Here is a 14,220-nt window from a genome sequence, read left to right as displayed (position 1 = left end):
ACCCGGCCCGGGTCGTCGCCTCCGCCGACCGCATTCGCGCGGAACTCGGCTGGACGGCCCGCCACGGCCTGGACGAGATGATCGAGTCCGCCTGGCAGGGCTGGCGCCACCGGCACGGCTGAGCCGAGCGGCCACGGCTGAGCCGTGCGGCCATGGCTGAGCCGTGCGGCCATGGCTGAGCCGTGCGGCCATGGCTGAGCCGTGCGGCCGGGATGCGCGCGGATGCCCCGCGCGCGTCGGCCCGCTCCGGGCGCCGCCGGGTGCGTCCCGCGCCGGTCCGTCAGCTGAAACGGACAGGCACCGCATCGACCTCTTCGCGTAGATTCGGCACGTGGATCCGGGCAGGCAGCCGGACCGATGCGAGGGGACAGGCAACAAGGTGGCAGGGGCAAGGCAGGCCGTGCGCGAGGCCCGCAGGATCGTCGTCAAGGTGGGTTCCTCGTCGTTGACCACCGCGTCGGGCGGCCTGGACGCCGACCGGGTGGACGCGCTCGTCGACGTCCTGGCCAAGAGCCGGAACGAGGGCGCGGCCCGCGGGGCCCCGGCCGAGGGTGGTGGCGGGAGACGGACGAGCGGCGGGGAGAAGGAGATCGTCCTGGTCTCCTCCGGTGCGATCGCCGCCGGGCTCGCCCCGCTCGGCCTGCGCCGCCGCCCCAAGGACCTGGCCCGCCAGCAGGCCGCGGCCAGCGTCGGCCAGGGCCTGCTGATGGCCCGCTACACCGCCTCCTTCGCCCGCTACGGCATCCGTGTCGGCCAGGTCCTGCTGACCGGCGAGGACACCAGCCGCCGCGCGCACCACCGCAACGCCTCCCGCACCCTCGACAAACTGCTCGCGATGGGCGCCCTCCCGGTCGTCAACGAGAACGACACCGTCGCCACCGACGAGATCCGCTTCGGCGACAACGACCGCCTCGCCGCCCTCGTCGCCCACCTGATCCGCGCCGATCTGCTGGTGCTCCTCTCCGACGTGGACGGCGTCTACGACGGAGACCCGAGCAGGCCCGGCACCTCCCGGATAGCCGAGGTGCGCGGGCCGGCCGACCTCGAGGGGATCGAGATCGGCAGCGCCGGAAGGGCCGGGGTCGGCACCGGCGGCATGGTCACCAAGGTCGAGGCGGCCCGGATCGCGGCCGCCGCCGGCATTCCCGTGGTGCTCACCAGCGCGGTCCACGCGGCCGACGCCCTGACCGGCGGGGACACCGGCACCTACTTCCACCCCACCGGCAAGCGCTCCGCCGACCGGCTGCTGTGGCTCCAGCACGCCTCCACCCCGCAGGGCTCGCTCACCCTCGACGACGGCGCGGTCCGCGCGATCGTCCAGGGCCGCAAGTCACTGCTGCCGGCCGGTATCGCGGCCGTCGAGGGCGAGTTCACCGCCGGCGACCCCGTCGAGCTGCGCGACGGCCGGGGGCATCCGGTGGCCCGCGGGCTCGTCAACTTCGACGCCAAGGAGATCCCCCGGCTGATCGGCCACTCCACCCGGGAACTCGCCCGCCGGCTCGGACCGGCGTACGAACGCGAGGTCGTACACAGGGACGATCTGGTGCTCCTGGAGCCGTAATGGGCCGAAACGTCCGGCCGTCCGTGGCCTGAAGGTGGGGGACGTTCCGCAAAACCGCCCCACGGAGCCGCGCGGCCTGCTGCACTTTGTCTCAGGGACACCAACCGCACGAGCACTGGACAAAGGAGGCCGTCGTGAGACGAGTGCGCCCTGGGGCGGCGGCGTCCCGCGGTGGTACCGGTGGGTCCCCGCCCCGTGCGGCCGGCGAGAAGCGCGCCCTGACCAGCGTGGCGGCCGGCGACCGCTACGAGAAGGAACGCGTGGAGCGTGCGGGGCTCGAGGGCCTCGACGGCCATGAGGGCCTCGACGGCCATGAGGGCCTCGACGGCCATGAGGGCCTCGACGGCCCTGAGGGACTCGACGGCCCTGAGGGACTCGACGCGCTCGACGGTCTTGAGGGGTTCGACGGCCCTGAGGGGTTCGACGGTCTTGAGGGGCGCGGGGCAGGCGCCGGGGGTCGGGACCGGCCGGCGCGCAGGCCGGGCGAGGGGCGTGACGGAGGCCAGGATCCCGGCCTTCCCCGGCTGTGGCACATCACCCTGCGGGTCTCGGGCGCCCGGGCGCCCCTCCAGGAGGTGCGGCGTGGCCTGGAGCAGCTCGCGCACGACCATCCCTTCCTGCTGACCAGCCGCTACGCGGACGACCACGCGGAGATCCGTTACTGGGAGGAGGCCCGCGACCTGCACGACGCCGCGGCCGTCGCCCTGCGGCTGTGGGGCGAGCACCGGCAGAGCGCGAAACTGCCGGCGTGGGAGATCGTCGGCCTGGAGGTCATCGACCGCGACACCTACCACCAGCGCCTCGCCGAGGGTTACGGACCGCCCCCGGCGACTCCGGTGGGAGTGCACCCCTTCTGACCGGGGCCTGTCTCGGGCACCGGGCCGAGGACCTGTCTCGGACACCGGGACAATTGCCGCCTCGGCCTCCGAGCCGCACTACCCTGCCCTCATGACCACGCTCTCGCCGTACGACTCGATGTCCCCGGTCGCCCAGGCCGCCTACCGGGCCAAGGCAGCCGCCGCCGACCTCGCGCCGCTGCCGCGCGCGGAGAAGGACGACGCGCTGCTCGCCATCGCGGACGCCCTGGAGGTCCGTACCAGCGAGATCGTCGAGGCCAACGCCAAGGACATCGCCAAGGCCCGCGCGGCCGGCACCAGCGAGGCCATCGTCGACCGGCTCACGCTCACCCCGGAGCGGGTGCGCGCCATCGCCGCCGACGTGCGCGACGTGGTGGCGCTGCCCGACCCGGTCGGCGAGGTCGTCCGCGGCTCCACCCTGCCCAACGGCCTGGACCTGCGACAGGTCCGCGTCCCGCTCGGCGTGGTCGGCATCATCTACGAGGCCCGCCCCAACGTGACCGTGGACGCCGCCGCCCTGTGCCTGAAGTCCGGCAACGCGGTCCTGCTGCGCGGCTCCGCCTCCGCCTACGAGTCGAACTCCGCCCTGGTCCGGGTGATCCGGGACGCGGTCGGCGGGGCCGGGCTGCCCGCCGACGCCGTCCAGCTCGTGCCCGGCGAGAGCCGCGAGAGCGTACGCGAGCTGATGCGCGCCCGCGGCCTGGTCGACGTGCTGATCCCGCGCGGCGGTGCCTCCCTGATCCAGACGGTCGTGAACGAGTCGACCGTCCCGGTGATCGAGACCGGCACCGGCAACTGCCACGTCTACGTCGACGCGCACGCCGACCTCGACATGGCCGTCGACATCCTGATCAACTCCAAGGCGCAGCGGCCCAGCGTCTGCAACGCGGCCGAGACCCTCCTCGTCCACCAGGACATCGCCGCCGAGTTCCTGCCGCGCGCCCTGGACGCGCTCGCCGAGGCCGGGGTCACCGTGCACGCCGACGAGCGGGTGATGGCCTACGCCAAGGACTCCCGGGCCACGGTGGTCGAGGCCACCCCCGACGACTGGGACACCGAGTACCTGTCGTACGACATCGCCGCCGCCGTCGTCGACTCGCTGGACAGGGCGGTGTCGCACATCCGGCTGTGGTCCTCCGGGCACACCGAGGCGATCGTCACCACCTCGCAGCAGGCGGCCCGCCGGTTCACCCAGCTGGTCGACTCCACCACCGTCGCCGTGAACGCCTCCACCCGCTTCACCGACGGCGGACAGTTCGGCTTCGGCGCGGAGATCGGCATCTCCACGCAGAAGCTGCACGCCCGCGGGCCGATGGGGCTCCCCGAGCTGACCAGCACGAAGTACATCGTCACGGGCGACGGGCACATCCGCCGCTGAGCGCAGGGCCCGGCGGCCGGCCGGTGGGCAGGCGTCTCAGCAGGCGGATGAATTTCCATACCGTCTGCCCAAATTGACCCCCCAGGTCTACTCTGGATCCGTGCCGGAGGACGTGGGGGGCACGCCGTTCCCTGACGGCTGGGAGCCCGACGACGACCACGACCGCGGGGTGTCGGACGAAGAGTTCGCCTCCGTGGTCTTCGACGAGGCCTTCGTACGGGCGGCCGTGTTCCACGAGCCGACCGCCGTCGAGCGCCTCCTGGCCGCGGCCCAGGCGAGAGCCGAGGCCTCCGAGGCCGAGGCCCGCCGCGCGCACGCGAGAGGCGAGCACTACGACGACGGCTACGGCCCCGACCGGCACGGATTCGCCCACGACGGCGATCTCGACGACCTGGACGACCCCGACCTCCTCGACGGCCGCTACGGCGGCCCCGGGACGTTCGGCAAGCAGGTGCGCTGGCACCGGCCCGTGGCCTGGGTGCTCGCCGTGGTGATGGGCGTCGGCATGGTCGCGCTGGCCTTCGCGGCGGTCTACCGGGGCGGGTCCTCGGGCAGCCGCGACCAGGTGCCGCCACCCGCCTCGACCGGCCTGGAACAGGGCAGCGCCGCCGCGCCCTCCGCGTCCGCCGACTCCTCCCCGCCACCCGTCTCGGCGGTCCCCCGCACCCCCTGACCGCCCGCCGCCGACCCTGGTGAGAACCTGTCAGAAGTTGGCTCGCAGCAGGGCGTTTACCGGCGCTTGCCGAGACCTACCCTGAATATATGGGAGGGCCTGGAGACCCGCCCGAAGGGACACCCGAGGGCGCCCCCGGAGGTGCGGAGGACGAATACCGATCCGTCGTCTTCGACGAGTCGTTCGTCCGCGCTGCCCGCCTCCAGGAGTACTCCGCGCGGGAGCGGATGACCGACCACACCCCCGCCGTGCGCCGCCGCCCCCATCTGCACCGCGGACTGTCCCGGCAGGCCCTGGCCCTCGTCCTGCTGATCGCCCTCGCCTTCGCCACCGCCGTCTACATGAGCGTGCGCAGCCCCAGCCGGTCCACACAGCTCCAGCCGTCCGCCGTACCGCTGCGGATGACCGTCGTACCGCTCGCCCCGCGGGGCAAGGTCCCCGGGTCCACCGACCCCCAGTATCTGTACACGCACAGCCCCGCCGCCCACTACGCCGTCGGTGCCGAGGGCATCCCGCTGCCCGCCCATCGGCGCACCGCCCACTTCTCGGACGGCCAGGTCGCCACCGCCCTGCTCACCGCGAGGGACTACATCGTGGCCTCCTCCCTCGACCCGGCGGTGCTCACCGGCGGCGAGACCAACACCGTCCGTACGCTGCTCGCGCCGGACCAGCTCAACCAGTTCGACCAGAGCTTCGAGCACCCCGCCGCCGACGGTCAGCACGCCGCGACGGGCTGGCTGGTCCGCTTCGACCCGGCCCTGGCCGAGCTGGCCGACCCCGCGATCCGCGTCCAGGGCAGCCTCCAGGCCGTCGAGGCCGACTCGGCCACGCTGGAGGTCACGGCGGACCCCACCCTGGTCTACGCGCTCAAGCCGGCCGGTTCGGCCGCCAAGGCCCCGGTCTCGCTGTTCACCGTGCGGCGCGAGCTCCAGTTCCGCTTCGACCACGACGACCTGCGGCTGCGCCAGGTGCAGCTGGTCGCCTCGTCCGTCCAGGCCGGCCCGCTGTCCTGCACCGACGACTCCGCGGGCCGCTTCCACCCCCTGCTGGCCGGGCAGAGGGCGAAGCCGGGCGGCCCCTCCGGCACCGACCCGTACGCACCGGACGGCCCGACACCCGTGTGCGGCACCCTGGCCCCCGCCGCCCAGCCGAAGGTGTGACGCCGGCCCCGCTTGGCCTGGCGGTCAGCCGGCCGGCCCCGTGGCGGGTCAGTCCTCGTCGCGGCGCGGGGTGTCCGCCGGCGGCTCGTCCTCCGGGCCGCGGCTGTCCTGCGAGCCGCTCTTCGGCCCGTCGTTCTTCCCGCCCGCGTTCTGCCCGCCCGGGTTCCTCGCCCCGTCGTTCTTCGCGCCGTCCCTGGACGCGGACGCACCCGTGAAGCCGCCGAAACCCCGCCGGACCCGCTCACCCAGGTCGCCGGCGCCGCCCGCGAGGTCGCTGACCAGCTTCATGAGCGGGTCCTTGGAGCTCTTCACATGGCTGGCGTAGTGGTTCGCCGACTCGCGGAAGGAGTCGCTGACCGAGGTGTCCTTGTCCTCGGTGCGCCGCGCGTAGTGACCGTCCATGATCCGCTGGTAGTCCCGGGACTCGGCCCACTTCTTCAGCTCGGCCGCCCGCACGGTGGCGAAGGGATGGGTGCGCGGCAGCACGTTGAGGATCTTCAGCACGGAGTCGCGCAGGTCACCCGACTCCTCGTACTCCTCGGCCTGCTTCAGGAACGCGTCCACGTTCATCTCGTGCAGGTGGTTGCCGCCCGCGATCTTCATCAGGCCGCGCATCGACGCCCGCACGTCCTGACCGACCAGCAGCCCCGCCCGGTCGGCCGACAGCTCCGACTTGCGGAACCACTCGCGCAGCGCCGTGACGATGGCCATGATCGCTATGCTGCCCAGCGGGATCCAGGCCACCCGCACGGCCAGGTTGGTCAGGAACAGCAGGATGGTGCGGTACACCGCGTGGCCGGACAGGGCGTGGCCCACCTCGTGGCCGACGACCGCCCGCATCTCCTCCTCGTCGAGCAGCTCGACCAGGCCCGTGGTCACCACGATGATCGGCTCGTCCAGGCCGATGCACATCGCGTTGGGCTGCGGGTCCTGGTTGACGTACATCGGCGGGACCTTCTCCAGGTCCAGGATGTAGCAGGCGTCCCGCAGCATGTCGTTGAGGTGCGTGAACTGCTGGTCCGAGACGCGCACCGAGTCGGACAGGAACAGCAGCCGGAGACTGCGCTCGGGCAGCAGGCCGCTGAGGGCCTTGAACACCGTGTCGAAGCCGCTCAGCTTGCGCAGGGCGACCAGGGCGGAACGGTCGGCCGGATGCTCGTACGCCCGCGAGGAGATCCCCGGGAAGCGCGTGCGGCGGCGGCTCGGCACGCGCTCCTGTCCGTTGTGCTCGCGGCCTTCGTCGGACATGTGATCCCCCATGTGCGTCTGTGTCGCCCGATGTGCCCCCGAAGCAGGAGCCAGCCTAGGCGGAGATACCGTGGACGGGCAGCACAGCGAAGGAGTCCGCCATGGAGCACCACCCCGCAGTCGCACGGCTCGCCCAGGCCGCCGGGACCGCCACCCAGCATCAGGGATCCGGTGACCTGCTCCGGGTCGTCCTGATCGTGATGATCCTGGGGTGCGTCCTCGTCGGCTGGTTCCTGCTGCGCGGCTACAAGCGGAACGACGACTGAGCGTCCCGGAAGGTTCCCCGTCCGCGCCCGCCGTCCGCGCCCGCCGTCCGTGTCCACCGGGACGGGCCCCGTGCGTGCCGTGCCCGCCGAGGCCTCGCCGGCCGCCGCCCGCAACGGTGGAGTCGGAGTGAGGGGCGGTGAGGCGGACGCTTACGATGGGCGTACATCTTTATCCCGCCCACACCCGGATAGGTCTGCCGAAGATGAGCTTCCAGAGCACCGCTGCCCAGTTGGTCAACCTCGCCGAGGCCGAGGGCGGCAACCACGAGAGTCTCAACCCCGCGGTGACGGGCGGAGCCGCACTCGTCATCCTGCTGCTCCTGCTGTGGGTCACCACTCGTTTCAACCGCGACCGCTGACCCCGCCGGGCGCCCGCCGGCCCGCCCCGGAGGCTCGCCGCCGGGGCCCGGGAACGGTAGTCGGCGAACTCCCGGCCGGGGCCCTCGGACCGGGCCGGTAGGGTCTGCACGCATGGGAGAGCAGGACATGCCTACCGGTCCGGCGAGTGACACGGTGAAGCACCCCGAGAACGGGCCCGGCAGCCGCCCCTCGTCGTCGGGCAAGCGCCGCCTGGGCGTCATGGGCGGAACGTTCGACCCGATCCACCACGGGCACCTCGTGGCGGCCAGCGAGGTCGCCGCGCAGTTCCATCTGGACGAGGTGGTCTTCGTGCCCACCGGCGAGCCCTGGCAGAAGACCCACCGCCATGTCTCCCCGGCCGAGGACCGCTACCTGATGACGGTCATCGCGACCGCCGAGAACCCGCAGTTCTCCGTCAGCCGCATCGACATCGACCGCGGCGGCCCCACCTACACCGTGGACACCCTGCGCGACCTGCGCGCCCTCAACCCCGACACCGACCTGTTCTTCATCACCGGCGCCGACGCCCTCGCCCAGATCCTGACCTGGCGGGACTCCGAGGAACTCTTCTCCCTCGCGCACTTCATCGGCGTCACCCGGCCCGGCCACCACCTCAGCGACCCCGGCCTGCCCGAGGGCGGTGTCTCCCTCGTCGAGGTCCCGGCCCTCGCCATCTCCTCCACGGACTGCCGGGCGAGAGTCGCCACGGGCGACCCCATCTGGTACATGGTGCCGGACGGAGTCGTGCGCTACATCGCCAAGCGCGAGCTGTACCGCGGCGAGTGAGCCGAGAGGGGCACCGGTGAACGACCGATACGACGCTGGGTACGAGGGCGACAGTTACGAGCTCGTCGGCTACGACGAGTACGGCCGGCCTGTCTACCAGCAGGTGCCGTCCCAGCAGACCCCGCAGCAGTCCTACGACGCCTACGGCCGTCAGGACCACCAGGGCTACGGCTACGACCCGTACGCGACCGGCGGGCAGCAGCAGCCCAGCCCGTCCGGCTACGACGGCGGCTACGGCGCGGGACCGCAGACCCCCGCCCCGTCGTCCCCCTACGAGCAGTACCCGCCGTACGACCCGCACCGTCCGCACGGCTCCCAGAGCCCCGGCGGCTCCCACGGCCACCCCGGCGCCTACGACCCCTACGGCACCGGCACGCCCGCCACCGGCGCGACGGCGGCACCGTACGACCCCTACGGCCGGACCGCGACCAGCGGACAGCAGCCCCGGGTCACCGAGCAGACCGCCTACATCCCGCAGCAGACCGGCCCGCAGCAGGCAGGACCCGCGCAGACCCCATCCGGAGCGGCCGGCCGGACGGCGGACGGGCCGGACCGGCCGGACGGTGACGAGCGGGAGTACCACACCGAGCAGTTCGCCTTCGTCGAGGAGCCGAGCGACGACTCCGAAGACGTCATCGACTGGCTGAAGTTCACCGAGAACCGCACCGAGCGCCGCGAGGAGGCCCGTCGTCGCGCCCGCAGCCGGATCATCGCCCTGGCCGTGGTGCTGGCCCTGGTCGTGGTGGGCGGCGTCGGCTACCTCTGGTACGCCGGCAAACTGCCCGGACTGTCCTCCGCCGACAAGAAGACCGGCACCGCCACCGCCGCCGGCGCCCAGAAACGCGATGTGATCGTCGTCCACCTGCACAACACCGCCAAGGGCGGGACCTCCACGGCCCTGCTCGTCGACAACGCCACCACCAAGCAGGGCACCACCGTCCTGCTGCCCAACTCCCTGGCCCTCACCGACGACGACGGCACCACGACGACCCTCGCCAAGTCGGTCCGGGACGACGGCTCCTCCGGCACCCGCGACCAGCTCGACACCGTCCTCGGCACGAACATCGAGGGCACCTGGCGCCTGGACTCCCCCTACCTCCAGAACCTCGTCGACCTGGTCGGCAACATCGAGGTGGACACCGACGCCGACGTCCCCGATCCGGACGCCAAGAAGAACGGCGCCACGACCCTCGTCCACCGGGGCAAGGACCAGACCCTCAGCGGCAAGATGGCCGTCGCCTACGCCACCTACCGCGCCTCCGGCGAGGCCCAGAACGCCCAGCTGGAGCGGTTCGGCCAGGTCATGCAGGGCGTGCTGCGCAAGCTGTCCTCCGACCCGCAGGCCGCCACCACGACCGTGCAGACCCTGGCGCAGATCCTCGACCCCTCGCTCACCGACAAGGACCTCGGCACCTTCCTCGCCAGGCTCGCCGACCTGGCCAAGGGCGGCGACTACCGGACGGCCCTGCTGCCCGTCGGCGGCGACGGCACGCTGAGCGCGAAGACCAGCGACAGCGTGGTCAAGGACATCCTCGGCGGCGCCGCGAAGAGCCCCGACCAGGGCTCGTCCGTCCGGGTCTCCGTCCAGAACGCCTCCGGCACCAGGAGCGACACCGACAAGGCACGCGTCGTCCTCCTCAACGGCGGCTTCACCTTCCTGGAGGCCGGCACCGCGTCCGCCGTCCAGCCGGCTTCCAAGGTCGTCTACGCCGATGCCGGCGACAAGGAGAACGCCACCGAGGTGGCCAAGACCCTGGGCCTGCCCGCCGGCTCCGTGACGAAGGGCACGGTCTCCTCCGGCGCCGACGTCTCGGTGGTCCTCGGCCAGGACTACAAGCCCACCTCAGCCCAGTGATCCGTTAATCACGTGGGGCGCCGTCGGCGGTCCGTGAGACCCTGGAAGGCAAGTGACCGCCGACGGAAAGCCCTGTAGTGACCGCAACCGACCGTTCCATCGAGCTCGTGAGCACCGCCGCCCAGGCGGCCGCCGACAAGCTCGCGCACGACATCATCGCCTACGACGTCAGCGATGTGCTGTCGATCACGGATGCCTTCGTCGTGGCGTCCGCACCCAGCGACCGCCAGGTCAAGTCGATCGTCGACGAGATCGAGGAGCGGCTCCTGAAGGAGCTCGGCGCCAAGCCGGTGCGCCGTGAGGGCGACCGCGAGGCCCGCTGGGTCCTGCTCGACTACGTCGACATCGTCGTCCACGTCCAGCACAGCGAGGAGCGTGTCTTCTACGCCCTGGAGCGGCTGTGGAAGGACTGCCCCGAGATCGAGCTGCCCGCCGACGCCCAGGCCACCCGGGGCAAGGCCGAGGAGCACGCCAGGCTGAAGGCCGCCGAGGAGTCGGCGGAGCCGGGCGGTGAGTGGCGGTGAGCGGGGCCGGTGACGGAACCGGCAGGACACCGGGCCGGGGCCGCCGCATCATCCTGTGGCGGCACGGCCAGACGTCCTGGAACGTGGAGCGCCGCTTCCAGGGCTCCACGGACGTCGAGCTCACCGAGACCGGTGTCGGCCAGGCCCGCCGCTCCGCCCGGCTGCTGGCCTCCCTGCGACCCGACGCGATCATCTCCTCGGACCTGAAGCGGGCCGCCCGGACGGCCGCCGAGCTCGCCGCCCTCACCGGCCTCGACGTCACCGTGGACGAGGGCCTGCGCGAGACCTACGCGGGCGTCTGGCAGGGGCTGACGCACGAGGAGATCATCGAGCGGTACGGCGCCGAGTACACCGCGTGGAAGCGCGGTGAGCCGGTGCGCCGGGGCGGCGGCGAACTGGAGACCGAGGTCGCCGACCGCGCCGCCCCGGTGGTGCTGCGGCACGTGGACAAGCTGCCCGAGGACGGCACGCTCGTGGTGGTCAGCCACGGCGGCACCATCCGCACCACCATCGGGCGCCTCCTCGGCCTGGAGGCCCACCACTGGGAGAGCCTCGCGGGGCTCGCGAACTGCTGCTGGTCGGTCCTCAGCGAGGGCGCCCGCGGCTGGCGCCTGCTGGAGCACAACGCCGGCACCCTGCCCGAGCCCGTCCTCGGCGACGACGACTGAGACCCGCCGGAACCGGGCCCCGGGACGCCCCGGCGGCCCCACGGGCCCGGATTTCACTTTCCGGCAGGTCACAGGCTAAAGTTCTTCTTGTTCGCCCCGCCGAGCGGGAAGAACACCAGGCGGCTTGGCCGCATGGCAGCAAGGGGCTATAGCTCAGTTGGTAGAGCGCCTGCATGGCATGCAGGAGGTCAGGAGTTCAATTCTCCTTAGCTCCACGGATCGACACTCTGTTGAGTTGTCAAAGATCGGTGATGAGAATCCCGTCCCGTCAAGGGGCGGGATTCTCGCGTTCCGGCGTGTACGCCACGATCCGGCACTCCGGCATCCCGTCGATCGACAGCGACACCACCGTCGTCCGCAGCTCCTCTCCCGACAGACGGCGGAACGTCTTCACGCGCGGCCCCGGGGGTATCACCTCGCCGCTCGCCCAGAGCTCGGCGAAGTACGGGCTGGCGGCCGACAGGGCGCGTATGAAGTCCTCCCAGACGGGCTCGCCGACATGTCTGCCGTAGTGGGACCGCAGCGTGGCCACCATCACCGGCAGCTCACGCTCCCGGTGGACCACGGGACAGGCGGCCGGGGGGAGCGTGAACAGCGTCCACAGCGCGTTCGGCACGGAGTCCTCGGACATCCGCGGCAACTGGAACAGGTCACGGAAGGCGGCGTTGGTCGCCAGGACGTCGTAGCGCGCGTTGTAGACCGCCGCCGGATGCGGATCGAGGGTGTCCAGAACGCACTGGACCTCTGGGCGGACCCGCTGCGCCGGCGGCAGCGGGCCCGGGTCGAAGGGCACCTCCGCCAGCCGGTACAGATGCTCCCGCTCCGGTGGCTCCAGCCGCAGCGTGCGTGCCACCGCGTCCAGCACCTGCGCGGAGGCGTTGATCGGCCGGCCCTGCTCCAGCCAGGTGTACCAGGTGACGCCCACGCCCGAGAGCTGGGCGACCTCCTCGCGGCGCAGCCCCGGTGTACGGCGGCGCAGGCCCGGGGCCATCCCCACGTCGGCCGGTGTCACCCGGGCGCGCCTGCTGCGCAGAAAGGCGGCCAGCTCCGGCCGGCGGCGCTGTGTCGTCGTCATCGTCACGTCCCCCGTCGTCACGTTCCTCATCGTCGAGGCCGGACTCGTCGCCTGCCAGGTGCTGTCGGTACCAGCATCAGCGGGCTCTCGGCACCCGTACCGAGGCGTCGCCAGGCTCGACGGCATGACGACACCCTCCCGGACAGGCCCGAATCCCGCCTCCGCGCACCCGCTCCGAAGTCCTGAGAACAGTAAAGCGCCCACCACTGACAGTCGGGCCCGGCCGCTGCTCGCCACCGTGCTCGCGGCCCAGTTCATGGCGCTCCTCGACGTGTTCATCGTCAACGTCGCCGCCCCGGCCATCGGCTCCGACCTGCACGCCTCCGGCGCCGATCTGCAACTGGTCATCGCCGGCTACACCATCACCTATTCGGTCCTCCTGATCACGGGAGCACGGCTGGGAGACCGGCTCGGGCACGGCCGGGTGCACCTGGCCGGACTGGCCTTGTTCACCGCGGCCTCGCTCGCCTGCGGCCTGGCCGGGGGAGCGGGCGCGCTGATCGTCTTCCGGCTGGTCCAGGGCGCCGGCTCGGCGCTGATGATCCCGCAGGTGCTCAGCCTCATCCAGCGCACCTTCACCGGTGAGGCCCGGGTGCGGGCGCTCGGCGCGTACTCGGCGGTGATCGCCGTCGGCGCGGCGGCCGGGCAGGTCGTCGGCGGTGTGCTGGTCAGCGCGGACCTGTTCGGCGCCGGCTGGCGCCCGGTGTTCCTCGTCAACGTGCCCGTGGGCGCCGTCCTCCTGCTCGTCGGACGGCGCGTGCTGCCGCGGGGCGGAGGGGCCGAGCGGCCGCCGGCGTCCGCCGCCGGCGCGCGGGTCCGGCCACGGGGCCTGGACCTGCCCGGCCTGGTGCTGCTGGGCGCGGCGGTCTCGCTGCTGACGGTGCCGCTGGTGCTCGGCCAGGAGGAGGACTGGCCCCTGTGGTCCTGGCTGTCGCTGGCCGCGTCCGCGGTGCTGTTCGCGGTGTTCTGCGGGTACGAGTCCCGGCTCGCGCGGCGCGGCGGAGCCCCGCTGATCACGCCTCGGGTGCTGCGCCTGCCCGGCATGGGCCTCGCCGTCTTCCAGGTACTGGCCGTCATGGCCGTGAACGGCGGCTTCCTCTTCGCGCTCACCCTGCACGTCCAGGGCGGCCTCGGCTACAGCCCGCTGCGGGCGGGCCTGACCTTCGCACCGACCGCCGCCGTCTTCGGCCTGGTCGGGCTGACGTGGCGGAGGTGGCCGGCGTCCTGGCAGCGGTGGCTGACCCCGTCCGGGTTCGTGCTCATCGCGCTGTCCGTGCCTGGTGTCGCGCTGGCGTTCAGGGGCGGCCACGGCGGGGGCGCCCTGCTCTACCTCGCCTACGCCGGTGTGGGCGTCGGGCTCGCGCTCGGCTTCAGCCCGACGCTCACCGGCGCGCTGGCCGCCGTACGGCCCGTAGACGCGGCGGACGCCAGCGGTCTGCTCGCCACCGTCGCGCAGCTCGGTCAGCTGATCGGCGTGGCGGCCTTCGGCACATTGTTCCTGAACCGGCTTGAGTCACTCGGGGCCCCCGGGGCGTATACCTCTGCGGAGGCGCTCTCGGCGTGCATGTACGCGCTGGCCGGGACGGCCGTGGCCGCCGCCGTGGCCGGACTGGTACCGAGGCGTCGCTGACCGTATTGGTCCGGCCGTGGCAGAATCAAACGGCCGGAAGGGGGCGCGGCCCGACGGGAGGGAGTAGCGATGCCTGCCAGCATCCTCGAGGAGGTCGGTCGCCTCCTCGATGCGGCGTTGACACGGGACACGGTCACCCGCCTCGTCTGCCCCTCCTGCGGCTCCCTCCACGTGGCGCA

The 14,220-nt window shown here is 72.5% G+C and carries 14 protein-coding genes, 1 tRNA gene and 1 pseudogene; 14 read left to right on the top strand and 2 right to left on the bottom strand.

The genetic code is table 11. The annotated features are described in order from the left end of the window. The 6 genes and pseudogenes from ABZ484_RS36380 to ABZ484_RS36355 all read left to right on the top strand — a co-directional run. A pseudogene (locus ABZ484_RS36380) lies at positions 1-122 on the top strand (UDP-glucose 4-epimerase GalE); the annotation flags it as partial. Between the two features lie 257 nt (positions 123-379). Next, positions 380-1,561: a glutamate 5-kinase gene (proB, locus tag ABZ484_RS36375; protein WP_358870238.1), complete on the top strand. Its 1,182-nt coding sequence runs from the start codon at positions 380-382 to the stop codon at positions 1,559-1,561. Between the two features lie 143 nt (positions 1,562-1,704). Beyond that, positions 1,705-2,418 (top strand): hypothetical protein, encoded by a 714-nt coding sequence (locus ABZ484_RS36370; RefSeq protein WP_358870239.1) that lies wholly within the window; start codon positions 1,705-1,707, stop codon positions 2,416-2,418. Between the two features lie 91 nt (positions 2,419-2,509). Then, positions 2,510-3,796, top strand: a complete 1,287-nt coding sequence (locus ABZ484_RS36365; protein ID WP_358870237.1) for a glutamate-5-semialdehyde dehydrogenase — start codon at positions 2,510-2,512, stop codon at positions 3,794-3,796. Between the two features lie 100 nt (positions 3,797-3,896). Then, positions 3,897-4,469, top strand: a complete 573-nt coding sequence (locus tag ABZ484_RS36360; protein ID WP_358870236.1) for a hypothetical protein — start codon at positions 3,897-3,899, stop codon at positions 4,467-4,469. A gap of 89 nt (positions 4,470-4,558) precedes the next feature. Then, positions 4,559-5,629 carry a hypothetical protein gene (locus ABZ484_RS36355; RefSeq protein WP_358870235.1) on the top strand — a complete coding sequence of 357 codons (1,071 nt, stop codon included), beginning with the start codon at positions 4,559-4,561 and terminating at the stop codon, positions 5,627-5,629. A gap of 48 nt (positions 5,630-5,677) precedes the next feature. Here ABZ484_RS36355 and ABZ484_RS36350 read toward each other — a convergent pair whose 3' ends face one another. Further along, positions 5,678-6,877: a M48 family metallopeptidase gene (locus tag ABZ484_RS36350; RefSeq protein WP_358870234.1), complete on the bottom strand. Its 1,200-nt coding sequence runs from the start codon at positions 6,875-6,877 to the stop codon at positions 5,678-5,680. 101 nt (positions 6,878-6,978) lie between these two features. On the opposite strand from ABZ484_RS36350, the gene ABZ484_RS36345 reads away from it, so the two are divergent. The 7 genes from ABZ484_RS36345 (at position 6,979) to ABZ484_RS36315 (ending at position 11,551) form a co-directional block, all read left to right on the top strand. Next, positions 6,979-7,143, top strand: a complete 165-nt coding sequence (locus ABZ484_RS36345; RefSeq protein WP_358870233.1) for a hypothetical protein — start codon at positions 6,979-6,981, stop codon at positions 7,141-7,143. Positions 7,144-7,346: 203 nt separating this feature from the next. Continuing rightward, on the top strand, positions 7,347-7,502 hold the full coding sequence (locus ABZ484_RS36340) for a hypothetical protein (protein WP_199923113.1): 156 nt from the start codon (positions 7,347-7,349) through the stop codon (positions 7,500-7,502). A 112-nt stretch (positions 7,503-7,614) separates the two neighbouring features. After that, positions 7,615-8,289: a nicotinate-nucleotide adenylyltransferase gene (gene nadD, locus ABZ484_RS36335; RefSeq protein ID WP_358870232.1), complete on the top strand. Its 675-nt coding sequence runs from the start codon at positions 7,615-7,617 to the stop codon at positions 8,287-8,289. A gap of 16 nt (positions 8,290-8,305) precedes the next feature. Then, positions 8,306-10,144 carry a LytR C-terminal domain-containing protein gene (locus ABZ484_RS36330; RefSeq protein ID WP_358870231.1) on the top strand — a complete coding sequence of 613 codons (1,839 nt, stop codon included), beginning with the start codon at positions 8,306-8,308 and terminating at the stop codon, positions 10,142-10,144. Between the two features lie 77 nt (positions 10,145-10,221). After that, entirely contained in the window at positions 10,222-10,668 is a 447-nt protein-coding gene (gene rsfS, locus ABZ484_RS36325; RefSeq protein WP_358870230.1) for a ribosome silencing factor, read from the top strand. Next, positions 10,659-11,336, top strand: coding sequence for a histidine phosphatase family protein (locus ABZ484_RS36320; protein WP_358870229.1), 678 nt, complete (start codon positions 10,659-10,661; stop codon positions 11,334-11,336). The genes rsfS and ABZ484_RS36320 overlap by 10 nt, the downstream gene beginning before the upstream one ends. Before the next feature lie 142 nt (positions 11,337-11,478). Further along, positions 11,479-11,551 (top strand) — tRNA-Ala (locus ABZ484_RS36315). A gap of 53 nt (positions 11,552-11,604) precedes the next feature. On the opposite strand, the gene ABZ484_RS36310 is transcribed toward ABZ484_RS36315, so the two are convergent. Then, positions 11,605-12,441 carry a helix-turn-helix transcriptional regulator gene (locus ABZ484_RS36310; protein ID WP_358870228.1) on the bottom strand — a complete coding sequence of 279 codons (837 nt, stop codon included), beginning with the start codon at positions 12,439-12,441 and terminating at the stop codon, positions 11,605-11,607. A 208-nt stretch (positions 12,442-12,649) separates the two neighbouring features. Here ABZ484_RS36310 and ABZ484_RS36305 point away from each other — a divergent pair, with 208 nt between their 5' ends. Further along, complete coding sequence (locus tag ABZ484_RS36305; protein ID WP_358870227.1) at positions 12,650-14,041, top strand: MFS transporter; 1,392 nt, start codon at positions 12,650-12,652, stop codon at positions 14,039-14,041. Positions 14,042-14,220 lie beyond the last annotated feature (179 nt).

It is taken from the genome of Streptomyces sp. NPDC006393 (assembly GCF_040628575.1).
Classification (GTDB): Bacteria; Actinomycetota; Actinomycetes; order Streptomycetales; family Streptomycetaceae; genus Streptomyces.
The sequence above is the reverse complement of the archived record's forward strand: the minus strand, read 5'-3'. Positions and strand labels throughout refer to the sequence as shown.

Coding starts and splice junctions, on each gene's coding strand:
- ABZ484_RS36365 (WP_358870237.1), top strand. CDS start 2,510: ATGACCACGCTCTCGCCGTACGACTCGATGTCCCCGGTCGCCCAGGCC.
- ABZ484_RS36355 (WP_358870235.1), top strand. CDS start 4,559: ATGGGAGGGCCTGGAGACCCGCCCGAAGGGACACCCGAGGGCGCCCCC.
- ABZ484_RS36350 (WP_358870234.1), bottom strand. CDS start 6,877: ATGTCCGACGAAGGCCGCGAGCACAACGGACAGGAGCGCGTGCCGAGC.
- ABZ484_RS36345 (WP_358870233.1), top strand. CDS start 6,979: ATGGAGCACCACCCCGCAGTCGCACGGCTCGCCCAGGCCGCCGGGACC.
- ABZ484_RS36340 (WP_199923113.1), top strand. CDS start 7,347: ATGAGCTTCCAGAGCACCGCTGCCCAGTTGGTCAACCTCGCCGAGGCC.
- nadD (WP_358870232.1), top strand. CDS start 7,615: ATGGGAGAGCAGGACATGCCTACCGGTCCGGCGAGTGACACGGTGAAG.
- ABZ484_RS36310 (WP_358870228.1), bottom strand. CDS start 12,441: ATGAGGAACGTGACGACGGGGGACGTGACGATGACGACGACACAGCGC.